Origin of the sequence: Mycobacterium sp., from assembly GCF_044223235.1 — a bacterium.
GTDB lineage: Bacteria > Actinomycetota > Actinomycetes > Mycobacteriales > Mycobacteriaceae > Mycobacterium.
In genome coordinates, this window is the sequence record NZ_JBGAME010000004.1 from 91,996 (window position 1) to 117,753 (window position 25,758).

A 25,758-nucleotide genomic window follows, 5' to 3' on the forward strand; every position below is an offset into this window, starting at 1 on the left:
GGTCAACGTGCGTCTGCTCGCCCAGGAAACGGGGTGCGCTGTGACCCGGGCCGAACCCACCCACCGCACCGCAGAGCACGCCGCGCAGGTGCCTGCGGTGGAGATGGTGAATCTGACCATCGACGATGTCGCGGTGTCGGTGCCCAAGGGCACGTTGGTGATCCGCGCGGCCGAACTCATCGGCGTGCAGATCCCCCGGTTCTGTGACCACCCGCTGCTCGACCCGGTCGGCGCCTGCCGCCAATGCCTGGTCGAGGTCGAAGGCCAACGCAAACCCATGGCGTCGTGCACCATCACCGCCACCCCCGGCATGGTCGTGCGCACCCAGCACAGCAGCGCGGCCGCCGACAAGGCCCAGCAGGGCGTGATGGAACTGCTGCTGATCAACCATCCGCTGGACTGCCCGGTCTGCGACAAGGGCGGCGAATGCCCCCTGCAGAACCAGGCCATGTCCAACGGACGCGCCGAGACCCGATTCGAGGGCGTCAAACGCACCTTCCCCAAACCCATCAATCTCTCCGCCCAGGTGCTGCTGGATCGAGAACGCTGCGTGCTGTGCGCGCGGTGTACCCGGTTCTCCACCCAGATCGCCGGTGACCCGTTCATCGAGTTGCTCGAGCGCGGCGCGCTGCAACAAGTCGGCATCGGGCCGCAGGCCGCGTTCGACTCCTACTTCTCGGGCAACACCGTGCAGATCTGCCCGGTCGGCGCGCTGACCGGACAGGCCTACCGGTTCCGCGCCCGACCCTTCGACCTGATCTCCAGCCCCAGCGTCTGCGAACACTGCGCCGCCGGTTGCGCGCAGCGCACCGATCACCGCCGCGGCGTCGTACTGCGCCGCCTGGCCGGAGACGACCCCGAAGTCAACGAGGAATGGAACTGCGACAAAGGCCGCTGGGCCTTCACCTACCCCACCCTGGGCGACCGCATCACGACCCCGTTGATCCGCGACGAGGACGGGAAACACCGCACCGCGTCCTGGTCGGAGGCCATCGCGGTGGCCGCCTCCGGCCTGGCCGCCGCGGCGGGAAGCGCCGGGGTGCTCGTCGGCGGACGGGTCACGGTCGAGGATGCCTACGCCTACGCCAAATTCACCCGGATGGTGCTGGGCAGCAACGACATCGACTTCCGGGCCCGCGCCCACAGCGCCGAAGAGGAATGGTTCTTGGCCACCCGGGTGGCCGGGCGGGCGGGGTCGGTCACCTACGGCGACCTCGAAACGGCGTCCACCGTCGTGCTGGCCGGTATCGAGCCCGAAGAGGAATCCCCGATCGTCTACCTTCGGCTGCGCAAGGCCGCCCGCAAACGCGGCCTGAAGGTCGTCGCGATCGCACCCTTCGCCACCCGCGGCCTGACCAAGATGAGCGGGCGGCTGGTCATGACCACCCCCGGTGCCGAAGCCGCCGCCCTGCACGCCCTGGCCACCGACCTACCCGCCGACACCATCATCCTGGTCGGGGAACGGCTGGCCACCAGCCCCGGCGCCCTGACCGCCGCGGCCCGCCTGGCCGACACCACCGGGGCACGCCTGGCCTGGATACCCCGCCGCGCCGGCGAACGCGGCGCACTCGAAACCGGATGCCTACCCAACGTTTTGCCCGGCGGGGCCCCAGTATCCGACGACACGGCCCGAGAGCGGACCGCTGCGCAGTGGCATGTCGACGAACTGCCCTCCGCACCCGGGCGCGACACCACGGCGATCCTGGCCGCGGCGGATACAGGCGAGCTCGGCGCACTGCTGATTGGGGGCGTCGAACTCGGCGATCTGCCCGACCCGTTCCTCGCATTGTCCGCCGTCGAAGCGGCGCCGTTCGTAGTGAGTCTCGAACTACGGGAGAGCGCGGTCACCAAACTGGCCGATGTGGTGTTCCCGATCGCACCCGTTGTCGAGAAGTCGGGGTCATTCATGAATTGGGAGGGTCGTATCCGTCCGTTCGGTCCCGCGATGGCCAGCAACGCCGCATCGGATTCACGGGTACTGCAGACCCTGGCCGACGAGATGGGTGTGGACCTCGGCCTCAGCTCAGGCGTGCGCGCGACCGCCTGGGATGGCGCACCGCCTCTACGACCCGAGATCACCGCCCCCGCATCGACGTCACCGGGTCCCGGCGAAGCGGTGCTGGCGACTTGGCGGATGTTGTTGGACGCCGGGCGATTACAGGAGGGCGAACCGTATCTGGCCGGCACCGCCCGACCCAGCGTCGCGCGGCTGTCACCGGCCACCGCCGCCGAGATCGGCGCAGCCGACGGTGATCTGGTCACGCTGCGCACGGATCGCGGGGAGATCAGCCTGCCCCTGTCTGTCACCGAGATGGCCGATCGGGTGGTCTGGGTGCCGATGAACTCGCCCGGAAGCGCTGCCTACGCCCAGCTGGGTGTCGGTGCCGGCGCGGTCGTGCGTGTCGAGCGGGAGGCGGTCCGGTGACACATCCCGATCCGACGGTTTTCGGGCATGACCCGTTTTGGCTGATCCTCGTCAAGTCGGTCGCGGTCTTCGTGTTCCTGTTGTTGACGGTGTTGGTGGCGATCCTGGCGGAGCGTAAGGTGTTGGGCCGCATGCAGATGCGCTACGGCCCGAACCGGGTGGGGCCGTTCGGGCTGCTGCAATCACTGGCCGACGGAGTCAAACTCGCCCTCAAAGAAGGCCTGACCCCGGCCGGGGTGGACAAACCCATCTACCTGCTGGCACCGGTCATCGCGGTCATCCCCGCCATCCTCGCCTTCGCCGTGATCCCCCTTGGCCCCGTCGTCTCGGTGTTCGGCCACCACACCCCCCTGCAACTGACCGATATGCCCGTGGCGGTGCTCTACGTGCTGGCAGTCACCTCCATCGGGGTCTACGGCATCGTGCTGGCCGGCTGGGCGTCGGGCTCCACCTACCCCCTGCTGGGCGGACTGCGCTCCAGCGCCCAAGTGGTGTCCTACGAAATCGCCATGGCCCTGACCTTCGCGTCGGTATTCCTCTACGCCGGCACCATGTCCACCTCAGGCATCGTGGCCGCCCAAACCCACACCTGGTTCATCTTCCTGCTACTGCCGTCCTTCCTGGTCTATGTGACCGCGATGGTCGGGGAAACCAACCGCGCGCCCTTCGACCTGCCAGAAGCCGAAGGCGAGTTGGTCGGCGGCTTCCACACCGAATACTCCTCACTGAAATTCGCCATGTTCATGCTGGCCGAATACGTCAACATGACCACCGTCTCCGCACTGGCCATGACCATGTTCCTCGGCGGCTGGCATGCCCCCTGGCCCATCAGCCTCATCGACGGCGCCAACACCGGATGGTGGCCGCTGCTATGGTTCACCGCCAAAGTCTGGGGCTTCCTGTTCTTCTACATGTGGCTACGCGCCACCCTGCCCCGCCTGCGCTACGACCAATTCATGGCACTGGGCTGGAAACTGCTCATCCCCACCTCCCTGACCTGGATCATGGCCGTCGCGGTGGCCAAAACCCTACGGATGAACGGGTCCCCGCCGTGGACCACCGTCGTCGTCTACGGCGCGTTCTTCGCCGCGGTGGCGCTGGTGGGCATCGGCTACAACGCCCGGCGTCGCCGCACACTCACCGCACCACCACCCGCCGCGCTCGCAAACGGGTTCCCGGTGCCGCCCCTGCCGAACAAGGAGAACGTTCGTGCCTAAATTCCTCGACGCCCTCGCCGGATTCGGCGTGACGTTCAAATCGATGTTCACCAAACCGATCACCGAGCAATACCCCGAACACAAGCAACCCACCCAACCGCGCTACCACGGCCGCCACCAGCTCAACCGCTACGCCGACGGGCTGGAGAAATGCATCGGCTGCGAACTGTGCGCCTGGGCGTGTCCCGCCGACGCCATCTACGTCGAAGGTGCCGACAACACCGAGGGCCAACGCTTCTCGCCCGGCGAACGCTACGGCCGCGTCTACCAAATCAACTACCTGCGCTGTATCGGCTGCGGACTCTGCATAGAAGCCTGCCCCACTCGCGCGCTGACCATGACCAACGACTACGAAATGGCCGACGACAACCGGGCCGACCTCATCTACGGCAAAGACAAACTCCTGGCCCCACTGCAGCCCGGCATGCAACCACCACCACACCCCATGGCCCCCGGCACCACCGACGACGACTACTACCTCGGCAAGATCACCGCACCCACCCAACCCGCCACGCAGGTTACGACACAGGTGGAGTCATGAACCCCGAGGCGGTCGCATTCTGGGTGCTGGCCGTGGTGGCGGTGGCCGGGGCGATCGGCGTCGTCGCCGCCCCGAAGGCCGTGTACTCCGCGATCTTCCTGGCCACGACGATGATCAGCCTCGCGATTCTGTACGTTGCTCAGGACGCGTTGTTCCTCGGTGTGGTGCAGGTGGTGGTCTATACCGGTGCGGTGATGATGCTGTTCCTGTTCGTGCTCATGCTCATCGGCGTCGACTCGTCGGAGTCACTCGTGGAAACGATTCGCGGACAACGCATTGCGGCAATCGTCTCCGGGCTCGGCTTTGGGATCCTGCTGATCGCAGGCATCGGCTCGGCGACGACGACCGGGTTCGTGGGCCTGGCAGAGGCGAACGCCGGCGGAAACGTGGAGGGCTTGGCGGCGCTCATCTTCACCCGCTACCTGTGGGCCTTCGAGTTGACCAGCGCGCTGCTGATCACCGCGGCACTCGGGGCGATGGTCCTGACGCACCGGGAACGCTTCGAACACCGGAAGACCCAACGGGAATTGGCGCAGGAACGGTTCCGGGGTCTGGGATATCCGACGACCCTGCCGAGTTCCGGTGTGTACGCCAGGCATAACGCCGTCGACGTGCCCGCCCGGCTACCCGACGGCTCCGAGGCCGCAATCTCGGTGAGCAGCATCCTGGTGCGGCGCAGCGTGAACGGGACAGACGAGGGGAAACCGGGTGAATCCTGACAACTACCTGTACCTGTCGGCATTGCTGTTCACCATCGGTGCGGCGGGGGTGTTGTTGCGCCGCAACGCGATTGTGATGTTCATGTGTGTGGAGTTGATGCTCAACGCGTGCAATCTGGCGTTCGTCGCGTTCTCCCGGATGCACGGACATCTCGACGGTCAGGTCGTCGCCTTCTTCACCATGGTGGTCGCGGCCTGCGAGGTCGTGATCGGCCTGGCGATCATCATGTCGATCTACCGCACCCGACAATCAGCCAACGTCGACGACGCCCACCTGCTGCGGCACTGACACCGATGACATCGACGCTGTGGCCGCTGATCACGCTGCCCCTGGCCGGGGCCGCGGTCCTGCTGCTCGGGGGTAAACGCACCAACCGGTGGGGCCACCTACTCGGCTGCGCCACCGTGCTGGCGTCCTTCGCCTGGGGCGTGAAATTGTTCCTCGATCTGCTCGGCCGGATGCCTGAGGACCGCGTGATCGGGCAGACCTTGTTCACCTGGGTCCCCGTCGGGCACCTGCGGGTGGATTTCGGGCTGCAGCTCGATGCGTTGTCGGTGTGCTTCGTCCTGTTGATCACCGGGGTCGGCTCCCTGATCCACCTCTACTCGGTCGGCTACATGGCACCGGGATCGACGCTCGCGGAGCGACCCCACAGTCCAGGCCCGAGTCGACGCCTTTTTTTCGGCTACCTCAATCTGTTCGTCGCCGCCATGCTGCTGCTGGTGCTGGCCGACAACTACCTGGGCCTCTACGTCGGCTGGGAAGGCGTCGGGCTGGCCTCCTACCTGCTGATCGGGTTCTGGTCGCACAAACCCAGCGCCGCCACCGCCGCCAAGAAAGCGTTCATCGTCAACCGGGTCGGCGACGTCGGCCTGGCCCTGGCGCTGGCCGTCATGTTCACCACCGCCGGCACCCTGTCCTATACCGGCCTGTTCGACGCCGCCCCCGACCTAGGCCAAGGCAGCTTGACGGCGATCGGGTTGTTGCTGCTGCTGGCCGCCTGCGGCAAATCCGCCCAAGTCCCGCTGCAATCCTGGCTCGGCGACGCCATGGAAGGCCCCACCCCGGTCTCCGCGCTCATCCACGCCGCCACCATGGTCACCGCCGGCGTCTATCTGATCGTGCGCTCCGGGCCGGTGTTCAACCTCGCCCCCACGGCGCAGACCGCCGTCGTGATCGTCGGTGCGGTGACGCTGCTGTTCGGGGCGGTGATCGGCTGCGCCAAAGACGACATCAAGAAAGCCCTCGCTGCCTCCACTATGTCCCAGATCGGCTACATGGTGCTGGCCGCCGGACTCGGCCCAGCCGGCTACGCGGTGGCCATCATGCACCTGCTCACCCACGGGTTTTTCAAAGCCGGCCTCTTCCTGGGCGCCGGGTCGGTCATGCACGCCATGGGCGACGAAGTCAACATGCGCCGCTACGGCGCACTACGACGCGCCCTGCCGGTCACCTTCGCCACCTTCGGGCTGGGCTACCTCGCGATCATCGGGATCCCCCCGTTCGCCGGGTTCTACTCCAAAGACGCCATCATCGAAACCGCCTTCGCCGCAGGCGGACTACGCGGGCTGCTGCTCGGCGGGGCGGCGCTGCTCGGGGCGGGGATCACCGCGTTCTACATGACCCGCGTCATGCTCATGACCTTCTTCGGCGACAAACGCTGGGCCCCCCACGCCCACCCCCACGAATCCCCGGCGATCATGACCGCACCCATGATCATCCTCGCGCTGGGATCGGTCGGCGCCGGTGCGTTGCTGGCCGTCGGGGGCACCCTGACCCACTGGCTGGAACCCGTGGTCGGCGTCCACGAACCCCACCACGTCATCCCGATCTGGGCCATGACCACCCTCACCCTGACCGTCGTCGCCGCCGGCGTCGCCGTCGCTTACCGCCTCTACGCCACCCGACCGGTCCCCAACACCGCACCCGACGACGTATCAGCACTGACCGTCGCCGCCCGCCACGACCTCTACAGCGACACCCTCAACGAAACCGCACTCATGCGACCCGGCTTGGGTCTCACCAGGGACTTCGTGCGTATCGACGACGTCGGTGTCGACGGCGTCACCAGCGCGCTGGCGACGCTGGTGGGCCGCACCTCCGACGGACTACGGCGGATCCAGACGGGCTTCGCGCGGTCGTACGCATTGTCGATGCTGGCGGGTGCGGCTCTCGTGGTCGCCGCCATCGTGGCCGCGGGGGTGTGGCGATGACCGCCGGCTTCCCCCTGCTGACCGTGTTGTGGGCTGTGCCGCTTCTCGGCGCCGCTGTCATCATCCTGTTACCTTCGGCGGCACGGCAATTCGCGAAGTACGCAGGCATCGTGGTGGCGCTGGCGGTCCTGGCCGTCGCCGTCGTCCTCTCGGTGCAGTTCGACCCCACTGGGGCGCAGTACCAGTTCGTCGAGGACTACGAGTGGATCCCGTCGTTCGGCACGGGCTACATCCTGGGACTCGACGGGATCGCGCTGGTGTTGGTGGTGCTGACAGCGGTTCTGGTGCCCCTGCTGTTGCTGGCCGGCTGGAACGACGCCGCCGATGATTCGATCCTGTCCGGACGTTCGGCGCATGCGTACGTCGCGCTGACGCTCGCCGTCGAGGGCATGGTGCTGATCTCCCTCGTCGCGCTGGACGTGTTGCTGTTCTACGTGTTCTTCGAGGCGATGCTCATTCCGATGTACTTCCTCATCGGCGGATTCGGCGGGGCGGGCGGCGCCGCTCGTTCAGCGGCGGCCGTGAAGTTCCTGCTCTACAACCTGTTCGGCGGTCTGATCATGCTTGCCGCGGTGGTCGGGCTGTACGTGGTGACCGCGCGCAGCGACGCGTTCGCGGCGGGCACCTTCGACCTTCGGGCGATCGTGGCCGCGGCGTCGTCCGGCGAGCTCGTGGTCAACCCGGCCATCATGAACGCCCTGTTCCTCGGGTTCATGTTCGCGTTCGCGGTCAAGGCTCCGCTGTGGCCGTTCCACCGTTGGTTGCCCGACGCGGCCGTGGAGGCCACGCCGGCGACGGCGGTGCTGATGATGGCCGTGGTGGACAAGGTCGGCACGTTCGGCATGCTGCGCTACTGCTTGCAGCTGTTCCCCGACAGCGCAACACTATTCCGCCCGTTCATCATCACCCTGGCCGTCATCGGCATCGTCTACGGCGCCATCGTGGCCATCGGCCAGACCGACGTCATGCGGCTGATCGCCTACACCTCGATCTCGCACTTCGGCTTCATCATCCTGGGCATCTTCGTCATGACCAGCCAGGGCCAGTCCGGCTCGGCCCTCTACATGGTCAACCACGGCATCTCCACCGCCGCACTGTTCCTCATCGCCGGGTTCCTGGTGTCACGCCGCGGATCGCGGCTCATCGCCGACTACGGCGGTGTCCAACAGGTCGCCCCTGTGCTGGCCGGCACCTTCCTGGTGTCGGGGCTGGCCACGCTGTCGCTGCCCGGGCTGGCGCCGTTCATCAGCGAATTCCTGGTCCTGATCGGCACCTTCACCCGCTACCCGGTGTTCGCGGTGCTGGCCTCCAGCGCGCTGGTCCTCTCCGCGATCTACATCCTGTGGCTCTACCAGCGCATCATGACCGGCCCGGTCAAGGACGGCAGCGAGAAGGTCCGCGACCTGATCCCCCGTGAACTGGCCGTCGTCGCACCGCTGATCGCACTGCTGCTCGTCCTGGGCGTCTACCCCAAACCCGCCCTGGACGTCATCAATCCGTCGGTCGGCCACACTCTGACGATCATCAACCAGACCGACCCACTCCCCGCGACGGCGGAAGGACCGGGCGAATGATCCTGGCCGCGGACATCCCGACACCCACCGTCGAGTACGGCCTGGTGTCCCCCATGCTGATCGTGTTCGGGGCGGCCGTCGCCGGAATGCTCGTCGAGGCGTTCCTTCCGCGTCGCAGCCGGTTCGGCGCGCAGTTGGTGCTGGCGATCGGCGGCATGACGGCGGCGTTGGTCTCGGTGATCATGCTGATCCGCGAATTGCACGGCGGCACAGGGCGGCTTGCGGTCATGGGCGCCATCGCGATCGACGCACCCGCCCTTTTCCTGCAGGGCACCATCCTGCTGATCGGCATCCTCGGGGTGTTGCTCATCGCCGAACGACGCGCGCCGGGTACCGACCCGGAGGACACCGCCGGCGGGTTGGACGCGTTTACCCCGCAGGCCGCGGCCGTTCCCGGCAGCGTGGCCGAAAAGCTCGCCACCAAGGCGGGTGTCGTGCAGACCGAGGTGTTCCCGCTGACGCTGTTCGCCGTGACCGGGATGCTGCTGTTCCCCGCCGCAGACGACATGTTGACGATGTTCATCGCCCTCGAGGTGCTTTCGCTGCCGCTGTATCTGCTGTGCGGGCTGGCACGGCGCCACAGGCTGCTGTCTCAGGAAGCGGCACTGAAATACTTTCTGCTCGGCGCGTTCTCGTCGGCGTTCTTCCTCTACGGCGTGGCGCTGCTATACGGCGACGCGGGGACCTTCTCCCTGACCGGCATCGGGGCGGCGGTGTCGGACCCGTCGCGGGACAACACCCTGGCCCTGATCGGTATCGGCCTGGTGTCGGTCGGCGTGTTGTTCAAAGTGGGTGCGGTGCCGTTCCATTCGTGGATTCCTGATGTCTACCAGGGTGCACCCACCCCGATCACCGCGTTCATGGCCGCCGCCACCAAGGTCGCGGCGTTCGGCGCGATGCTGCGGATCTTCTACGTCGCGGTGCCCGACCTGCGGGCCGACTGGCGCCCGGTGCTGTGGGCGATCGCCATTCTGACGATGGTGATAGGCACGATCACCGCCGTGACCCAGTCCGACGTCAAGCGCATGCTCGCGTATTCGGCGGTGGCGCATGCCGGATTCATCCTGGTCGGCGTCATCGCCCTCAACGACAGCGGCCTGTCGGGAACGCTGTTCTACCTGTTCGCCTACGGCTTCTCGACGCTCGGCGCCTTCGCCGTGGTGAGCCTCGTGCGGGGCAGGGACGGACACGAGGACACCACGATGGCGCAGTGGGCGGGTCTGGGCCGCCGGTATCCCGTTGTCGGTTCGGTGTTCTCGCTGTTCCTTCTGGCGTTCGCGGGCATTCCGTTGACCAGTGGCTTCGTCAGCAAGTTCGCCGTATTCAAGGCTGCGGGCGAGGGCGGGGCCATCCCGTTGGTCGTCGTGGGCGTGTTCGCCAGCGCTATCGCCGCCTATTTCTACGTGCGTGTCATCGTGTTGATGTTCTTCACCAACCCTCCGGAGGACGCCCCGGTGGTGATCACGCCGAGATGGACGACGTCGGCCACGGTGGCGCTGACCGCGGCGATCACCTTTGCGTTGGGTGCGCTGCCGCAGCCGCTGCTGGACCTGGCCAACGACTCGGCGCACTTTTTGCGCTGAAGCGCCAGATTCAACGCGGGACGACGCCGTGGGTGACGATCGCGGTGGTCTGGTCGACCCATTGCTCGTCGAGCGGCTGCCGGGCCGCCAGCAGCAGCCGCAGCATCGTCGCTCCGCCGATGATCTCCACCAGCCGGTCGGGATCGACATCGGCGTGCACTTCCCCGCGTTCGACGGCGTCGGCGACGCGCGACCGCACTGCGCCGAACAACCCGGCGAACCGGTCCATCACCCGACTGCTGAGCCCGGGGTCCGAGGCCATGTCGGTGATCAGGCCCGGCAGCGCGGCGCGCACCACCGGGCTGGTGAAGACGTCACGGGCCGCGACGATCATCGCGCGGATGTCGGCGGCGATGTCACCCGGCGGACCTTCCAACGCGGACGGCACCGCCGGGAACGCCGCCTCATGGACCAGCTCGGCTTTGCTGGACCATCGGCGGTACAGCGCCGTCTTCGTGGTCCCCGCGCGCTCGGCCACCGCCACCATGGTCAGGTTCGAATAGCCGGACTGCACAAGCAGATCCGCGGCTGCGTGCAGGATGGCCTCATCGATGCGACGATCGCGGGGTCGCCCGGATCCGGTGCCCTTGTCAACCGCGGACCCGTCTGCTTTCATATCGCTACCCACCGTCTCGTAATCGCTGCGGGAAGGACAGGTTCGTGACCGGTGAACCGGCCGTCATAGACGTCGATCGGCTCCCGACGCTGCAGCCGAGATATTGCCGACGTCCCCGCGGCGGTTTCACGGTGGCTGTCCACGGTGCTGCCCGGCGGCGTTGCCCCCGATATCACCGCCCAAGGCGGTGTCAATGCCAACGGTATGTCGTCGGTGACCATTCTGCTCACCGGACGGTGGGACGAACGACGTCTGACCGCCGAACTGACCGACGTGCCGGCGCCCCGCGTGCGCTGACTGGAGGACACCGGCGAGATCGTCGGCCAGCCGTTCTTCCTGACGGAGTACGGACTCAGTCTCTCCGGGCTGCCCCGGTGGCGCACCGGCCGAACACCATCGACTCCTCGATGCGATCGAACCGGTGCTCGATGGCATCCAACACGTAGTTGTGCCGGACGGTCCACGGCCGGCGGGTTCCCGACTTCGGCAGCACATGCGCTGCCCGCCGGACGTAGCCCGCGTCCAGGTCCCACACCGGTTTGTCGGGCATCGAAACATCGCCGAGATGCGGGTAGGCGTGGGTATAGCCGTGAGAGACCATGTAGGCCAACAACTTTGCCACCGACCGCGCCGTCAGGTCCGACCTCAGCGTCCACGACACGTTGATATAGCCGACGGACCAAGCGAGGTTCGGCACATCCTCGAGCAGATACTCCTTGTAGACGAACCGGTCCTGCGGTTCGACCTCGGCACCGTCGACGCTCAGCGCGACGCCACCGAGCGCCTGCAGCTGTAGACCCGTCGCGGTCACGATCACGTCGGCGTCGATACGTGCGCCAGACGTGAGCACGATGCCGTCGGCGTCGAAGTGATCGATATGGTCGGTCACCATCTCGACGCTGCCGTCGCCGATCCGCCGGTACAGGTCGTTCTCGACTTGAAAGCACAGCCGTTGGTCCCACGGCTTGTAGCGCGGGTTGAAATGGGTGTCCACTGCATAGCCGGCGGGCAGGCTCCGCACGGCAGCGCGGCGGATCAGCCGCCGGGTGTACCGAGGTGCGCGCCGGAATACCCAATAGCTGCCCAGCATCACCGACGTTCGGTAAGCACGCACCGTTGCGTTGGCCCCCTTGAGCGGCAGCCTGTCCCGGATCCGCTGGGCGAGCGGGTCGATTCGCGGGATGGATGCCAGGTAGCCGGGTGAACGCTGCAGCATCGTTACCGTGGCTGCCACTTGGGCCAGCGCAGGTACCATGCTCACCGCGGTGGCGCCGCTACCGATCACCACAACCCGCTTGCCTGCGCAGTCCAGCCCGTCGGGCCAGTGCTGCGGATGGACCACCGCACCGGTGAACCGGTCGGCCCCCGGGAAATCCGGCGTGTACGGCTGGTCATAGTTGTAATAACCGGTACCGAAGTACAGGAACCGCGCTCGATACGTTCTGGCCGCACCGGCCTGGGTCATGTGGATCGTCCAGCGGTCGGTGCAGGGATCCCAGTCGGCGGCGGTCACCGCGGTGTCGAAGCGAATGCGCTCGCCGATGCCGTACTTGTCGGCCGTGCCGACGAGGTAGTTGCGGATGTCGGCGCCGTCGGCGATCAGCTCGGCCCGGGTCCACGGCTCGAACGGGTAACTGAGCGTGAAGATGTCGCTGTCGGATCGGACGCCCGGGTACCGGAACAGATCCCAGGTGCCGCCGATGCGCTCACGCCGTTCGAGCACGGTGTAGGTCAGATTCGGATTGCGTTCGTGGATGCGGTAGGCGGCCCCGATACCGGAGATGCCGGCTCCGATGATCACCACGTCGAAGTACTCGGCATCGGTCATCGGTACCTCCTGTGGTCCGCCGTCCCACGATAGTGATCCGCGCCGTGACATGAGAGCCTGATCGGGTGAGCATCCGTGCCGATGCCGAGGTCGTCGTGGTCGGCGGCGGGTTTGCCGGCCTGTCGGCCGCACGCGAACTCGTCCGGCTCGGGCATCGGGACGTGGTGGTCCTGGAGGGCAGGGACCGGGTCGGCGGCCGCTCGGCCACCGCGACGATCGCAGGCACCCCCGTCGATCTCGGGGCCACGTTCGTCGGCCCGACCCAGGACGCGGTGCTGGCGTTGGCCGCCGAATTCGGTTGCCAGACAACGCCGACCTACGACCAGGGCCTGAACCTGATCCGGTGGCGAGGCCGCGTGCGGGCCTACCAGAGCACCATCCCCAGGTTGTCGGTCCCGCAACTGCTGGACGTCGCACGCATCCGGTGGCGGTTCGGACGGATCTGCGGCGCAGTGCCGCAGGCCGAGCCGTGGACCGCGCCCGCCGCGCGCCGGCTCGATGGTCAGACCCTCGACGGTTGGCTACGTTCGGAATACGCAAGCGGGTCGACTCGCGACCTGATGGCGATCATGGCGCGGGTGACGTGGGGGTGTGAACCGGATGCGGTCTCGATGCTGCATGCGGCGCGCTACGTGCGGGCCGCCGGTGGTCTAGGCCCGCTGCTCGACGTGAAAGGTGGTGCGCAGCAACAGCACTTACCCGGCGGCACCCAGCAGATAGCGGTGCGGATGGCCGCCGAACTCGGCGATCGGGTGGTGCTGCACTCACCGGTCCGGGCAGTCGGCAGACACGACGCAGGCACGCTGACCGCGGAGTGCGGATCGACGCGGATCAACTCCAGAGCCGTGATCGTCGCGGTGCCGCCGGCGCATCGCGCGGACATCGCATTCTCACCGCCGCTGCCCGACGAGTGCGGCGAACTCGCCCGTCACTGGCCGCAAGGGAAACTCAGCAAGGCCTACGCCGCCTACGACACGCCGTTCTGGCGCGCCCACGGCTGTTCGGGTCAGGCACTGTCGGATGAGGGACCGGTGTTCGTCACGTTCGACGTCAGTCCCGACGGGGGACCCGGGATCCTGCTTGGCTTCGCCGATGCGAGAACGTTCGACTCGATGCCTGCCGCCCAGCGCCGCGAGCGGGCGCTGGCCGGCTTCGCGTCACTGTTCGGTATCCCAGCACTTAATCCGATCGACTACGTCGACCACTGCTGGGACACAGAGGAATTCGCGCCGGGTGGACCGACCGCGGCACCGCCGCCCGGGGCGTGGACCCGGTACGGACGCTGGCTGCGCACGCCGGTGCGCGGAATCCACTGGGCCGGCACCGAGACCGCCGACAGATGGACGGGTTTCCTCGACGGAGCGGTACGGTCGGGACTGCGGGCCGCCGCCGAGGTGCACCGCGAACTGGACGGTTAGGACGTGGCCCGCCGCTGCTCGGTCACCGATTCGGCAAGTGCCCGCAGATGCTTGTTGACCTCGTCGGGCCGCTCGACGATCGTGCAGTGGCCACTGGCCAGCTCGACGAAACCCGTGAGATTCGGTGCGGCGTCGGCGATTCGGCGCGACGAGCCGATCGGCAGGATGCGGTCGCGGTCACTGCCGATCACCAGCGTCGGCACGGTCAGATGCCTCAGGTCGATGTGCTGGGACCCCATCGCGTCGACCATCGTCCTGACCCACCCGCCGCGGCCCGCGGCGGGTGTCGACTCGAAGAGGTCGTAGACGAAATCGATGACCGCGGGATCCGCATCGCGTCCAACGGCAAGCGTCGACACGAACCGCCGGCTGGGCAGCTCGGCCATCCGCACCAGCGGGGTCGCTCCGAACATCCGCAGCAGCGTGCCCGCGGCGACGAGGCGGGCGCCTGCCAGGGGCGGCGGCATCGGCAGAAATCTCACGTTCTGTATGACGTCCCCGGTGCTGGTGTTGATGAGCGCCACGGCATCCGCGCGTCGGTGCACGCGGTCGGGGTAGCGCTCGGCCCAGGCCGTGATGGCCATTCCTCCCATCGAATGCCCGGCGATCACCGCCCGCTCACCCGGTGCCAGCGTCGCCTCCAGCACGGCGTCGAGGTCGCCCGCGAGATGGTCGAGGCTGTAGTTGCCGCGGTCGCCGCGGTTGCCGCGCGCCGGCGGAACCCCGCTGCGCCCGTGGCCGCGGAGGTCGTAGGCGATGACGCGATAGTCGGAGGCCAGGTCGGCGATCTGGTAGGCCCACATCTCGAGCGCGCAGGTGATGCCGTGCGCGAGGACGATCGGGTAGCCGTCCTCGGGGCCGAACACCTCGGCGTGCAGGAACACCCCATCCTTCGAATGGACGCGCACGGGCCGCCCTGGCGGCATGTCGTCGACGGCGGCAAACCTGGGTCGTGCGGAACGTGGCCGCCGGCCGGTGGCCAAGGTGAGGCGGGCCGGCTGGTGCGACGTCGTACTGCGGACCCGTTGGCCACGTCTCATGAGCAGCTCCGATCAGGTGCGGCAACCTTGCCGTGGCCCACAAGTCTACCTACCGGTGGGTCGAGTCTGTTCGCATGCCGGGCGCCGTTGTTAAATGGTGCCCCGGCTTTCAGACGGGGCCCGGTGGCGAGAGGAGTGCGATGCGAGCGATCCAGATAGCCCGACTCGACGGCCCGGCCGCGGCTGCGGTCGTGGAGGTCGACGAACCGGACGGCGCCGGACTGGTCGTCATCGACGTGCACGCCGCAGGCGTGTCGTTTCCCGACGCGCTTCAGTCCCGCGGGCTCTACCAGTACAAACCACCGCTGCCATTCATCCCCGGCGGTGAGGTGGCCGGTGTCGTGCGCAGCGCTCCCCCCGGCGCCCACGTCGTCGCGGGTGACCGCGTCGCGGGCCTGACGATGCTGTGCGGCGGCATGGCGGAGGTCGCCGCGCTGCCCCCGGATCAGGTGTTCAAACTGCCGGATCCGGTGTCCTTCGAAGCCGGCGCCGGACTGTTGTTCAACGACCTGACGGTGCACGCGGCGCTGCGCAGCCGCGGCAGACTCGCACCGGGCGAGACCGTCCTGGTGCACGGTGGCGCGGGCGGCATCGGAACGGCGACGCTGCGGCTGGCGCCGGCTTTCGGTGCCGCCCGGACGATCGCGGTGGTCGGCAGCGCGGCGAAGGTCGCCGTCGCTGAGGCCGCGGGCGCCTCGGATGTGGTGCTCGCCGACGGGTTCAAGGATGCGGTCATGTCGCTGACCGAAGGCCGCGGCGTCGACATCGTCGTCGACCCGGTCGGCGGGGATCGGTTCACCGATTCGCTGCGCTGCCTGGCACCCGCGGGCCGGCTGCTGGTGCTCGGGTTCACCGGCGGCGAAATCCCCACGGTCAGGGTAAATCGCTTGCTGCTCAACAACATCGACGTCGTCGGTGTCGGATGGGGTGCGTGGGTGCTCAGTCACCCCAGCTACCTCGCCGAACAGTGGGCCGAGTTGGAGCCACTGCTGGCCGCGGGCACGGTGCCCGCACCCGACCCGGTCCTCTATCCGCTCGAGCGCGCCAACGAGGCCATCGCGAGCCTGGAGAACCGCACGGCGAAGGGCAAGGTCGTCCTCACCGTGCGTCCGGCGGGACACTGACCGGCAACACCAGCCGTGACCGTTTGTGGCCGCCGTGATCGACGGTGTGCACACAGCGCGTCAGGCGCGTCGCGGTCGATGGCGGATCACCGGTTCCGGGGTTGCGGGCGAAGCGAGGGTGCGATCCTCCGGCAATCATCAGCCGGATGCGACGGCCCGCCCGGAACCGATGTGCGACCGGGTCGAATTCGATGCGCAGCGGTGACGGGCGATCGGCGTCGAGCCGGACATAGCCATCGCTGACGTTGCGCGAGCGCCCCGCGTCGTCGACCTCGCTGAGCCGCACGAACACGTCGGCGTGCGCTACGTCGGTGGTGTGGAACAGCTCCACGACCGGTGAGCCCATGACCTCGACATCGGCGGACAGCGCAGGGCCGGTGAAGGTGAGCACGTCAGCGCGGCGGGCAAGGCGCTGGTCGTTGCGGTATCCGCCGTCGGAGGACAACAGCCGTCCGCCGACGGTCGGTGTCGGGTCGGCGGGGTCGTAGACGAACGACGACGATCTCGGCGCGGACGTCGCGTCGTCGTACGACAAACGCGCGCCCGCCCCGAGATAGAGCGTCCTGTCCTGTGCGGGCGGTGGCCAGCTCGACATATCGCGCCACCCGCCGCCGCCGGTGACATACACCCGGACCGGGCTGAACCGTCGCGACGGACGCTCCGAGAGGTGTTCGGCGAGCCAGTCGTGGCGCTCACGGGTGATCCGACGCGCGCCGTGCAGGCCCGCCTGCATGTGCGTCCACGGCCCGATCGTCAGGGCGACGTCGACTCCCCGCTCGTGCAGCCTCCGGTACTGCGCGACGGTCTGGGTCAGGAAGACATCCTGCCAGCCGGCGATCAACAGCACCGGGACCTGAACCCGGTCCAGGGCCGCGTGCAATCGCAGCGGCGCCCAGAACTCGTCGTCCACGTCGGGGTGCTCGAGCCAGCTCTCGTACCAGGTGGCGCGCCCGCCGAGCAGCGCCCGGCCTGCCGCGGCGAGCGGCAACGCGTCAATCGCCGACGCGACGCGCCGCCGTGAGGCCACCGACCTGATGAGCGACCTGATCCTGCCCGGATCCTCCTGGTGGGCCACCATGAAGCTCCAGCCCAGCAGATCACTCAACGCGAAAGAGCCACTCCCCCAAGGAACTTCGCCGAAGTCATGGGGGCCGACGGTGATCACGGCGGTGGCCAGTTCGGGTGCCGGGTCCATCAGCAGCGCCCACTGCGTGAAGCCGAGATAAGATGCGCCGACGGTGGCGAACCGCCCGGTGAACCAGGGCTGGCGGCGCAGCCAGGCCACTGTGTCGGCGCCGTCGTCCACCTCGCTCCTGCCCGGCACGAACTCACCACCCGAACCGAATGTGCCGCGCGCGCTCTGCACGACGACGTGGTGTCCCCGCGCCGCGTACGCCCCGGCCGTGAGGGCTACCGCGAGCCCGTCACGTCCATAGGGACTCCGCATCAGCAGGGTGCCCTCGGGCTTGGCTGACATTCGGGTCGACAATGCTGCCGTCACTGGCGCCGACATCGGGGCGTAGTGATCGGTCAGCAGCGCCACCCCGTCGCGCATGGGCACCGGGACGGCCCGGGTGACCGTGTATTCGGTGGTCGCCGGGCCCATGCCCAGCCAGCGCGGGATCAGGTTGGTGACCAACCGTGTCATGAGCGTCATGGGCATTCACGTCGCGTGCGCATCTGCGCTCCGTCACGCTCCCATCGTCACGCTGGCTGTCCATTCGACCGGTTGGCCATATCCCATGCGGCTGCCGATGCGGCCGGATCGCCGACACTACCCCAGCTCACAGATGCGTCCTTGACAGGATCCTGTAGACAAGGTTCACTTCATTCCGTAAAACAAAATTGTTATTCCGCATTATGGAATCAGCAGCGTGGTCGCCAGTACGGTGATCGCCGTTCGGTCTTCCGCCTGCTGTCCGACGGCCCGCGACGAGCGCGGCCGGACCACCACAGGAAGGACTGGAGCGGTGACCGCCACCTACACCGTGAACTGCTCGATACTGCTGACCGACCTACCGCTGCTCGACCGACCCCGCGCGGCCAGGGAAGCGGGCTTCACAGCCGTCGAATACTGGTGGCCGTTCGCCACCCCGACGCCGGCAGACAGCGAGGTAGCCGCATTCGTGGCCGCCATCGAGGACGCTGGTGTGCAGTTGACCGGGCTCAACTTCGCCGCCGGGGATATGCCGGCGGGCGACCGCGGGATCCTGTCCCATCCCGAGCTGACCACTGCGTTTCGTGACAACGTCGAGATCGCCGTCGGCATTGCCGAACAGCTCGGTACCCGGGCGTTCAACGCGCTCTACGGAAACCGCGCCGAGGACGTGACTCCCCAGGTCCAGGACGACGTGGCCGCCGCCAACCTCGCCCACGCCGCGCAGGCGGCAAGCCGGATCGGCGCGACGGTCCTGGTCGAGCCGGTGAGCGGGGCGCCACGCTACCCGCTGAAGACCGCTGCCGATGCGGTTCGCGTCATCGACCGGGTACAGACCGAACACGGGCAGAACAACGTGCGACTGCTCGCCGACCTCTACCACCTCTCCGTCAACGGCGACGACGTCACGGCCGCGATCAGTGACTACAGCGTGCGGATCGGCCACGTCCAGATCGCCGACTCGCCAGGCCGTGGTGAACCCGGCACCGGCGATCTGCGACTGGACGCCTACCTGGGCCAGCTGCTGGCCTACGGCTACTCGGGCTACATCGGCCTCGAGTACAAGGCCACCCGCGCGGACACGTTCGACTGGCTTCCCCAGTCCGACCGCGCAGCCAACGGCGTCAGCGCCGCAACCCTTCGCAAGACCGAAGAAACGAGGACTTCATGAGCACCGTCGCATTCATCGGGCTGGGCATCATGGGCGGACCCATGGCCGGCCACCTGGTCCGGGCGGGTCACACCGTGATCGGATTCGACCGGTCCGCGGAGCGGACCGCCGCCCTGGTCGAGGCCGGAGGATCGTCCGCGGATTCCGTCGAACAGGCCGTCAAGGACGCCGAAGTCGTCGCCGTCATGGTCCCCGATTCCCCGGATGTCCAGGACGTGCTGCTCTCGGAAGGCGGTGTGTTCGCGCACGCGCAACCGGGAACCCTGATCATCGATTTCTCCTCGATCCGGCCGGATGTGACCGCCGAACTGGCCAAGATCGCTGCCGAGCGGGGCCTGCGCATCCTCGATGCGCCCGTCTCCGGCGGTGAGCCGGGCGCCAAGAGCGCGACGCTGTCGATCATGGTCGGGGGCAGCCCGGAGGATTTCGCCGAGGCCAAGCCGATCTTCGACACCGTCGGCAAGACCATCGCCCACGTCGGACCCAACGGCGCCGGCCAGACCGTCAAGGCCGCCAACCAGCTGATCGTCGCGGGCAACATCGAACTGCTCGCCGAGGCGATCACGTTCCTGCAGGCCTACGGCGTGGACATCGAAGCCGCGGTCAAGGTGCTCGGCGGCGGGCTGGCCGGTTCGGCCGTGCTGAACCAGAAGGCCGGCAAGATGCTGGGCCGCGACTTCGAGCCGGGTTTCCGCATCGCACTGCACCACAAGGACATGGGCATCGTCACCGCCGCGGCGCGGGAGGCCGGTGTCGTCATCCCCCTGGGTGCCGTCGTGGCCCAGCTGATGGCATCGGCCCTGGCCAACGGGGACGGCGGACTCGACCACAGCGGACTGCTGCTGGGTGTCGAGCGGCTCTCGGGACGTGACGGAGGTACGGCGAAATGACCCGGATGCGCGCGGCCGACGCGGCCGTCAGAATCCTCGAGATCGAGGGCGCCACACAGGCATTCGGTTTGCCCGGCGCCGCGATCAATCCGTTCTACTCGGCGATGCGCGCCCACGGCGGCATCAAGCACATCCTCGCCCGCCACGTGGAGGCGGCCAGCCACATGGCCGAAGGCTTCACCCGCGCGGCGCCGGGCAACATCGGCGTCTGCATCGGCACCTCCGGTCCGGCGGGCACGGACATGATCACCGGGCTGTACTCGGCGTCAGCGGATTCCATCCCGATCCTGGCGATCACGGGGCAGGCCCCGGTGGCCAAGCTGCACAAGGAGGACTTCCAGGCCGTCGACATCGCCGCCATCGCCGCACCGGTGACCAAGATGGCGATGACGGTGCTCGAGCCGGGGCAGGTGCCCGGCGCGTTCGCCAAGGCGTTTCATCTGATGCGCTCGGGGCGGCCGGGTCCGGTGCTGATCGACTTGCCGATCGACGTCCAGCTGGCCGAGATCGATTTCGACCCGGACACCTACCAGCCGCTGCCTGTGTACAAACCCGCCGCGACGCGTGCGCAGGCCGCCAAGGCGCTGGACATGCTGCTCACCGCGGAGCGCCCGTTGATCGTGGCCGGCGGCGGGATCATCAACGCCGACGCGTCCGAGCTGCTCGTGGAGCTCGCGGAGCTGCTCGATGTGCCCGTGGTCCCGACGCTGATGGGGTGGGGCATCATCCCCGACGACCATCGACTCGCCGCGGGCATGGTGGGACTACAGACCTCCCAGCGCTACGGCAACGCAACCATGTTGGAGTCCGACTTCGTCATCGGCATCGGCAACCGATGGGCCAACCGCCACACCGGCGGGCTGGACACCTACACCCGGGGCCGGCGCTTCGTGCACATCGACATCGAGCCGACGCAGATCGGGCGCGTGTTCGCCCCCGACTACGGCATCGTCTCGGATGCGAAGGCGGCGCTGGAACAGCTGGTGTCGATCGCCAAGGAGCGGCGCACCGCGGGCACCGTGCCGGACTGGACCGGCTGGGTGGCCGACTGTCAGGAGCGCAAGCGCACCATGCACCGAAAGACGCACTTCGACGATGTGCCGATCAAGCCGCAGCGCGTCTACGAGGAGATGAACCACGTTTTCGGGCGCGACACCCGCTACGTGACGGCGATCGGGCTGTCGCAGATCGCGGGCGGACAGTTCCTGCACGTGTTCAAGCCACGAAACTGGATCAACTGCGGGCAGGCCGGCCCGCTGGGCTGGACGGTGCCCGCGGCGCTCGGTGTTGTCGCCGCCGATCCCACGGCCAACGTGGTCGGCCTGTCCGGTGACTACGACTTCGAGTTCCTCATCGAAGAACTCGCGGTCGGCGCGCAGTTCAACCTGCCGTACGTGCACGTCGTGGTGAACAACTCCTACCTGGGCCTGATCCGTCAGGCACAGCGCGGATTCGACATGAATTACCACGTGTCGCTCGGCTTCGACAACATCAACTCGCAGGAGGACGCCGATACCCAGATCCCGAAGGGATACGGCGTCGATCACCTGCGGGTCGCCGAGGGGCTGGGCTGCAAGGCGATTCAGGTCACCGAACCCAACCAGATCGCGCCCGCCCTGAGCCGGGCCCAGCAGCTGGCCCAGGAGCACAAGGTGCCGGTCGTGGTGGAGATCTTCCTGGAGAGGATCACCAATATCGCCATGGGCACGGAGATCGACAATATCGTCGAATTCAACGACCTCGCCGAGACGCTCGACGATGCTCCGACGGCGGCCGCACTGCTGCTCGACTAGTTTCGCCACACCGCAAAGAGGCAGCCGTCGTCAGACGGCTGCCTCTTATGCGTCGTCAAAGGGCCGCTGCCGACGTGTCGAATTCGGAGGCGAGATCCCGCGCCACCCGCTTGAGCAGCGGCGTGACGTTCGTCGCCGACTTCAACGTGACACGCACCGCCGGGCCCGATACGGAGATCGCCGCCAGGGTCGGTGCGTCGGGTACCGGAACGGCGAAGCATCGCACGCCGACCTCCTGCTCCCCCTCGTCCACGGCGTAACCCCGCGCCCGGCACAGCTCGATGTCACGCAGCAGCGCCTCGACGGTGGTCAGCGAATTTTCGGTCGACGCAGGCATGCCGGTTCGTCGCACCAGCGCAGCGATGGCCTCGTCGGAAAGCTGCATGAGCAGCGCCTTGCCCACCCCGGTGCAATGCGGGTAGACGCGGCGGCCGACCTCGGTGAACATCCTCATCGAGTGCGGCGACGGCACCTGGGCGACATAGACCGCCATGTCGTTGTCGAGGACCGCCATGTTCGCGGTCTCCCCGATGCGGTCGACAAGTTCGGCCAGATGGGGCCGCGACCACGCCCCGATCAGCTTTGCCGCGCTCTCACCAAGACGAATGAGCTTGGGCCCCAGCGCGTAATGCCGGTTGGGCAGCTGCCGGACGTAGCCCATCGTCAACAACGTGCGGACCAGGCGGTGAATGGTCGGCTGCGGCAGGTCCGCACGCGCCGCCAGTTCACCCAACGCCAGCGTGCCGCCCGCGGCCGCCATGATCTCCAGCAGCTCGAAGACCCGCTCGACCGATTGGACACCGCCCTTGCCGGCCTGCTCGGCTGCCATGGCTTCCCCCCGAATGAGCACAAATGAATGGCCCGCGATGCGAGTTATAAATTTCGTATCACGAAATTTTGGATGGAGCAAGGCTTCTCGGCGCCCACCGCGCGAACTACTCCCAGCCGCTACACCCGCACGGGTACCAATCCGACACATCGCGCGCAGAATTTCGGTGCTGTGGATTGGATCTTGACGACTGTATGCTAAGTACCAAGGGGCCCCACGGCCCGGCCAAGTGAACACGTGAGCAATGGCTCCGTGATATCGAGCGGGAGGTTTCCCATGAGCCAACCCACCCTTGCGTCATCCCGCCCGGCCGCCGCGGGTCCCTCAGCCACAGCCGCGCGCGGCGTGCGGCCACCGCTGACGCGTCCGGCGCCGCTGCGACAGGCGGTATATGACGCCCTCGCCGAGATGATCATCACCCGCGAGCTGCAACCCGGCCAGCATCTTGTCGAGAACGAACTAGCGGCGCAGCTCGGCGTCAGCCGCCAGCCTGTGCGTGAAGCGTTGCAGCGCTTGCAAAGTGAGGGGTGGGTGGACCTTCGTCCGGCGCTCGGCGCGTTCGTCCACGTGCCCACCGACGAGGAGGCTGGGCAGCTGCTTGCGGTACGCACCCTTCTCGAGGCGGAGTCAGCCAGATTGGCCGCCCACGCCGCCACCCCTGACGAGGTCGAGCGGCTGTGGGAGATCCAGCGCACCGGCCTCGACGCCCTCGCGGCCGAGGACCAGGAGGGGCTTGTCGCCGCCAACGCCGCCCTGCACGCCGAGATCGTGTCGATGTCCGGCAACAGCGTCCTGGCCGATTTGATCGATTCCGTCGGCCGGCGGGTGCGGTGGTACTACCTGCCCATCGCCCGCGCCCGTGGCAAGGATGCCTGGGATGAGCACGCCGAACTGATCGGGGCGATCGCCAAAGGCGACGGGTCCAAGGCCGGCGACCTCATGCGCGGACACACCGAGCGGACGCGGCAGTTCTATCACGAGGCCCTGCTGGCGGCCGAAGGGAAGGCCTGACCCCTTCGGAGCGCCCTCCGAAGGCCTGGCCCACTTGCCGGCTCGGTCCGGCCGGGGCTTATTTGTGCGGGTTCGGCGCAAACTCGCAGCACCCGAACATTTGGCCCCAGTACGCGGCCGAGGGGAAAGTCAGGTGACTTTCCCCTCGGCCTGTGTCCCCGCCGGGCCGGTCCGGCGGGTCGTGCTCAGTCCGCCAGCGTCGGCGCGGGCGTCATCGCGCTCGTCGATTTGACCACCCGCGACTCGACCGCGACGTTGTCCCTGCCGGGCTGGCGGAACAGGCCGGCGATCAGGGCCGAAACCAGCGCGCTCGCGGCGGCGAGCCAATACGCGCCGGTGTAGCCCCAACTGTCGATCACGTTGGCACCCACGCCGATGCCCACGATGGAGCCGAGGAGCTTCGAACTGTAGATGAGGCCGTAGTTGCTCGCGTTGTAGTTCTCACCGAAGTAGTCCGGGGTCAGCGCCGCGAACATCGGATAGAAGGCGCCACCGCCGAATCCCACCAGGAACGCGAAGAACAGGAAGCCGACCTCATTCTCCGCCTTACCCGCGTACAACAGGCCGACCAGCGACACGGCCGAGACCAGCAGGACGATGAGCAGGGTCTGCTTGCGGCCGATCCGGTCCGACACGAAGCCGGTGACGGTACGCCCGGTGCCGTTGATGATCGACAGCACACCGGCCGACGACGCCACGATCAGCGGCCCGAACCCAAGGTCCTTGGCAAACGGGACCATGTAGCTGATACCGAACAGTGAGACACCGGCGCTGATGCCGAGCGACAGCCACATCAGGGGCAGCATGCCGGTCTTGATGGCCTGCATGGGCGTGAACTGACGCACCGCCGGCGGGTTCTTGCTCACGGCGATCGCGCCCTTACTGCTCGACCCCCACTTCAGCGGATCGATGTCAGCGGGCCACCAGTTCTTCGGCGGATCACGGAAAAGCCAGCCGCACAAAGCAATAACGACAAGCATGTACACGCCGACCAGGTCGAGGACCCAGACATAGGTGTTGGGGTGCAGCGCGTAGCTGAAGATGAAGATGAACGGCACGGCCCCGTAGGCGAACCCGCCGTTGACGAACCCGGTCTTGCCGCCGCGGCGCTCGGGATACCACTTGCCGACGATGTTGATGCACGTCGCGTAGACAAGGCCGGCGCCGATGCCGCCGCACACGGCAAACCCGAGGTAGGCGACGATCAGGTTGCTTTGCGTGATGCTGAAGAAACCTACCGAGGACAGGACCGCCCCGGCGAGCATGGCGGCTCGCGGCGATACGATCCCCTTCTCGCGGAGTTTGCCCGCGGGAAACGCGATGCCCGCCTGGAAGAACGCCCAGATGGACAGCAGCCAGAACGTCTCGCCCATGCTCCAGCCGTGCGCCTCGCGCAGCGACGCCTCGGCGGCGCCGTAGCCGTACTCGTACACGCTGACCGCCATCATGGCGATCCAGGGCAGCCAGACCATCCAGGCCCTGGATCTGCCGAGCAGCTGGCGGTCGGTCTCCCCGACGCGGTAGACGCGGTTGTTCGCATCAGTGATCTCGCGATAGCTCGCGACCGTTGTGGACATGGTTCTTCTCAACTCCAAGGACGATAGAGGGCTGTGCTCGACGACCCGGCGGGAGGGTCGTTCCGTTGGGGACGTCGAGGCTGCGGACTTACCACGACGGGACAGCTGTGCTGATCCGGACCGCCTTTCCGCATAGCGGTGGACTGCATACCGTATGCGGTAGTCCGAGTGTGACTCAGCTAACGCTCAGTCGTCCACTGCCTCAAGCGTTTTCACAGCAAAGCTCCAAGCGTTCTCACAGAATGGCGTGCCGACAGGTAACCGGCCGTGGCGTTATCCACTGACAACGCCAATATCGTTGACGTACAACGTAATTGAGTCCGTACGCCACCAAGGGTAAGGGACCGGCCGAGCACGGCGCCTGTGGTCACGTTGCGAGGTCGGCCGCCCACCTTCGAACGGCGCGAGCGTCGCAGCCCCGCACGGACCATCTGCGATACGCACTCTTCGGACACCGGGAGTCCACAAAGCTACCGGGAGTCCGGAGTCCATAAGGGGGTGCGGAGCGACGCGACCACCTCGGGGGCTCGA

The 25,758-nt window shown here is 67.5% G+C and carries 18 protein-coding genes and 3 pseudogenes; 15 read left to right on the forward strand and 6 right to left on the reverse strand.

Features of this window, described 5'->3' with window-relative positions; genetic code table 11:
- Window positions 1–40 precede the first annotated feature (40 nt).
- The 8 genes and pseudogenes from ADBZ6K_RS08120 to nuoN all read left to right on the forward strand — a co-directional run bounded on the left by ADBZ6K_RS08120 (window position 41) and on the right by nuoN (window position 10,273).
- A complete protein-coding gene (locus ADBZ6K_RS08120) occupies window positions 41–2,425 on the forward strand; it encodes an NADH-quinone oxidoreductase subunit G (RefSeq protein ID WP_526345365.1) in 2,385 nt (794 codons plus the stop codon).
- Window positions 2,422–3,567: pseudogene (gene nuoH, locus ADBZ6K_RS08125) on the forward strand (NADH-quinone oxidoreductase subunit NuoH); the annotation flags it as partial. The gene ADBZ6K_RS08120 and the pseudogene nuoH, both read left to right, overlap by 4 nt.
- Window positions 3,543–4,183: pseudogene (gene nuoI, locus ADBZ6K_RS08130) on the forward strand (NADH-quinone oxidoreductase subunit NuoI); the annotation flags it as partial. The pseudogenes nuoH and nuoI, both read left to right, overlap by 25 nt.
- On the forward strand, window positions 4,180–4,902 hold the full coding sequence (locus tag ADBZ6K_RS08135) for an NADH-quinone oxidoreductase subunit J (RefSeq protein WP_526345366.1): 723 nt from the start codon (window positions 4,180–4,182) through the stop codon (window positions 4,900–4,902). The pseudogene nuoI and the gene ADBZ6K_RS08135, both read left to right, overlap by 4 nt.
- Complete coding sequence (gene nuoK / locus ADBZ6K_RS08140; RefSeq protein WP_526345367.1) at window positions 4,892–5,191, forward strand: NADH-quinone oxidoreductase subunit NuoK; 300 nt, start codon at window positions 4,892–4,894, stop codon at window positions 5,189–5,191. The genes ADBZ6K_RS08135 and nuoK overlap by 11 nt, the downstream gene beginning before the upstream one ends.
- Before the next feature lie 5 nt (window positions 5,192–5,196).
- The gene (gene nuoL, locus ADBZ6K_RS08145; RefSeq protein ID WP_526345368.1) at window positions 5,197–7,116 is read left to right on the forward strand and encodes an NADH-quinone oxidoreductase subunit L; all 1,920 of its coding nucleotides are present in this window, start codon (window positions 5,197–5,199) and stop codon (window positions 7,114–7,116) included.
- Window positions 7,113–8,690: an NADH-quinone oxidoreductase subunit M gene (locus tag ADBZ6K_RS08150; RefSeq protein WP_526345369.1), complete on the forward strand. Its 1,578-nt coding sequence runs from the start codon at window positions 7,113–7,115 to the stop codon at window positions 8,688–8,690. The genes nuoL and ADBZ6K_RS08150 overlap by 4 nt, the downstream gene beginning before the upstream one ends.
- Window positions 8,687–10,273, forward strand: coding sequence for an NADH-quinone oxidoreductase subunit NuoN (nuoN, locus tag ADBZ6K_RS08155; RefSeq protein ID WP_526345370.1), 1,587 nt, complete (start codon window positions 8,687–8,689; stop codon window positions 10,271–10,273). Before ADBZ6K_RS08150 ends, nuoN begins: the two co-directional genes overlap by 4 nt.
- Before the next feature lie 10 nt (window positions 10,274–10,283).
- Here nuoN and ADBZ6K_RS08160 read toward each other — a convergent pair whose 3' ends face one another.
- On the reverse strand, window positions 10,284–10,889 hold the full coding sequence (locus tag ADBZ6K_RS08160) for a TetR/AcrR family transcriptional regulator C-terminal ligand-binding domain-containing protein (RefSeq protein WP_526345371.1): 606 nt from the start codon (window positions 10,887–10,889) through the stop codon (window positions 10,284–10,286).
- 44 nt (window positions 10,890–10,933) lie between these two features.
- Between ADBZ6K_RS08160 and ADBZ6K_RS08165 the strand changes: the two are divergent.
- Window positions 10,934–11,237, forward strand: a pseudogene (locus ADBZ6K_RS08165) (phosphotransferase family protein); the annotation flags it as partial.
- 4 nt (window positions 11,238–11,241) lie between these two features.
- Here the strand turns inward: ADBZ6K_RS08165 and ADBZ6K_RS08170 are convergent.
- A complete protein-coding gene (locus ADBZ6K_RS08170) occupies window positions 11,242–12,717 on the reverse strand; it encodes a flavin-containing monooxygenase (protein ID WP_526345372.1) in 1,476 nt (491 codons plus the stop codon).
- Between the two features lie 65 nt (window positions 12,718–12,782).
- On the opposite strand from ADBZ6K_RS08170, the gene ADBZ6K_RS08175 reads away from it, so the two are divergent.
- Window positions 12,783–14,135, forward strand: a complete 1,353-nt coding sequence (locus ADBZ6K_RS08175; RefSeq protein ID WP_526345373.1) for a flavin monoamine oxidase family protein — start codon at window positions 12,783–12,785, stop codon at window positions 14,133–14,135.
- Here the strand turns inward: ADBZ6K_RS08175 and ADBZ6K_RS08180 are convergent.
- On the reverse strand, window positions 14,132–15,061 hold the full coding sequence (locus tag ADBZ6K_RS08180) for an alpha/beta fold hydrolase (protein ID WP_526345374.1): 930 nt from the start codon (window positions 15,059–15,061) through the stop codon (window positions 14,132–14,134). The two genes, ADBZ6K_RS08175 and ADBZ6K_RS08180, sit on opposite strands and share 4 nt — an antisense overlap.
- Before the next feature lie 254 nt (window positions 15,062–15,315).
- On the opposite strand from ADBZ6K_RS08180, the gene ADBZ6K_RS08185 reads away from it, so the two are divergent.
- Entirely contained in the window at window positions 15,316–16,299 is a 984-nt protein-coding gene (locus ADBZ6K_RS08185) for an NADPH:quinone oxidoreductase family protein (RefSeq protein WP_526345375.1), read from the forward strand.
- Here the strand turns inward: ADBZ6K_RS08185 and ADBZ6K_RS08190 are convergent.
- Complete coding sequence (locus ADBZ6K_RS08190) at window positions 16,274–17,956, reverse strand: CocE/NonD family hydrolase (RefSeq protein WP_526345376.1); 1,683 nt, start codon at window positions 17,954–17,956, stop codon at window positions 16,274–16,276. The genes ADBZ6K_RS08185 and ADBZ6K_RS08190 overlap by 26 nt on opposite strands.
- A gap of 313 nt (window positions 17,957–18,269) precedes the next feature.
- On the opposite strand from ADBZ6K_RS08190, the gene ADBZ6K_RS08195 reads away from it, so the two are divergent.
- Genes ADBZ6K_RS08195 through gcl form a run of 3 tightly spaced genes read left to right on the forward strand, consistent with a single transcriptional unit; the run spans window position 18,270 to window position 21,810 of the window.
- The gene (locus ADBZ6K_RS08195) at window positions 18,270–19,127 is read left to right on the forward strand and encodes a hydroxypyruvate isomerase family protein (protein WP_526345377.1); all 858 of its coding nucleotides are present in this window, start codon (window positions 18,270–18,272) and stop codon (window positions 19,125–19,127) included.
- On the forward strand, window positions 19,124–20,017 hold the full coding sequence (locus ADBZ6K_RS08200) for a 2-hydroxy-3-oxopropionate reductase (protein WP_526345378.1): 894 nt from the start codon (window positions 19,124–19,126) through the stop codon (window positions 20,015–20,017). The genes ADBZ6K_RS08195 and ADBZ6K_RS08200 overlap by 4 nt, the downstream gene beginning before the upstream one ends.
- Window positions 20,014–21,810, forward strand: coding sequence for a glyoxylate carboligase (gcl, locus tag ADBZ6K_RS08205; RefSeq protein WP_526345379.1), 1,797 nt, complete (start codon window positions 20,014–20,016; stop codon window positions 21,808–21,810). The genes ADBZ6K_RS08200 and gcl overlap by 4 nt, the downstream gene beginning before the upstream one ends.
- Window positions 21,811–21,865: 55 nt before the next feature.
- On the opposite strand, the gene ADBZ6K_RS08210 is transcribed toward gcl, so the two are convergent.
- Entirely contained in the window at window positions 21,866–22,639 is a 774-nt protein-coding gene (locus ADBZ6K_RS08210) for an IclR family transcriptional regulator (protein WP_526345380.1), read from the reverse strand.
- Between the two features lie 276 nt (window positions 22,640–22,915).
- Between ADBZ6K_RS08210 and ADBZ6K_RS08215 the strand changes: the two genes are divergently transcribed.
- Window positions 22,916–23,650 (forward strand): GntR family transcriptional regulator, encoded by a 735-nt coding sequence (locus ADBZ6K_RS08215; protein ID WP_526345381.1) that lies wholly within the window; start codon window positions 22,916–22,918, stop codon window positions 23,648–23,650.
- Window positions 23,651–23,835: 185 nt separating this feature from the next.
- On the opposite strand, the gene ADBZ6K_RS08220 is transcribed toward ADBZ6K_RS08215, so the two are convergent.
- On the reverse strand, window positions 23,836–25,227 hold the full coding sequence (locus tag ADBZ6K_RS08220) for an OFA family MFS transporter (protein ID WP_526345382.1): 1,392 nt from the start codon (window positions 25,225–25,227) through the stop codon (window positions 23,836–23,838).
- Between the last annotated feature and the right edge of the window lie 531 nt (window positions 25,228–25,758).

Bases quoted from the DNA above. Each gene is read 5' to 3' on its own strand.
- ADBZ6K_RS08135 (WP_526345366.1), top strand. From the start codon at position 4,180: ATGAACCCCGAGGCGGTCGCATTCTGGGTGCTGGCCGTGGTGGCGGTG.
- nuoL (WP_526345368.1), top strand. From the start codon at position 5,197: ATGACATCGACGCTGTGGCCGCTGATCACGCTGCCCCTGGCCGGGGCC.
- ADBZ6K_RS08150 (WP_526345369.1), top strand. From the start codon at position 7,113: ATGACCGCCGGCTTCCCCCTGCTGACCGTGTTGTGGGCTGTGCCGCTT.
- nuoN (WP_526345370.1), top strand. From the start codon at position 8,687: ATGATCCTGGCCGCGGACATCCCGACACCCACCGTCGAGTACGGCCTG.
- ADBZ6K_RS08160 (WP_526345371.1), bottom strand. From the start codon at position 10,889: ATGAAAGCAGACGGGTCCGCGGTTGACAAGGGCACCGGATCCGGGCGA.
- ADBZ6K_RS08170 (WP_526345372.1), bottom strand. From the start codon at position 12,717: ATGACCGATGCCGAGTACTTCGACGTGGTGATCATCGGAGCCGGCATC.
- ADBZ6K_RS08180 (WP_526345374.1), bottom strand. From the start codon at position 15,061: ATGCCGCCAGGGCGGCCCGTGCGCGTCCATTCGAAGGATGGGGTGTTC.
- ADBZ6K_RS08185 (WP_526345375.1), top strand. From the start codon at position 15,316: ATGCGAGCGATCCAGATAGCCCGACTCGACGGCCCGGCCGCGGCTGCG.
- ADBZ6K_RS08190 (WP_526345376.1), bottom strand. From the start codon at position 17,956: ATGACGCTCATGACACGGTTGGTCACCAACCTGATCCCGCGCTGGCTG.
- ADBZ6K_RS08200 (WP_526345378.1), top strand. From the start codon at position 19,124: ATGAGCACCGTCGCATTCATCGGGCTGGGCATCATGGGCGGACCCATG.
- gcl (WP_526345379.1), top strand. From the start codon at position 20,014: ATGACCCGGATGCGCGCGGCCGACGCGGCCGTCAGAATCCTCGAGATC.
- ADBZ6K_RS08210 (WP_526345380.1), bottom strand. From the start codon at position 22,639: ATGGCAGCCGAGCAGGCCGGCAAGGGCGGTGTCCAATCGGTCGAGCGG.
- ADBZ6K_RS08215 (WP_526345381.1), top strand. From the start codon at position 22,916: ATGAGCCAACCCACCCTTGCGTCATCCCGCCCGGCCGCCGCGGGTCCC.
- ADBZ6K_RS08220 (WP_526345382.1), bottom strand. From the start codon at position 25,227: ATGTCCACAACGGTCGCGAGCTATCGCGAGATCACTGATGCGAACAAC.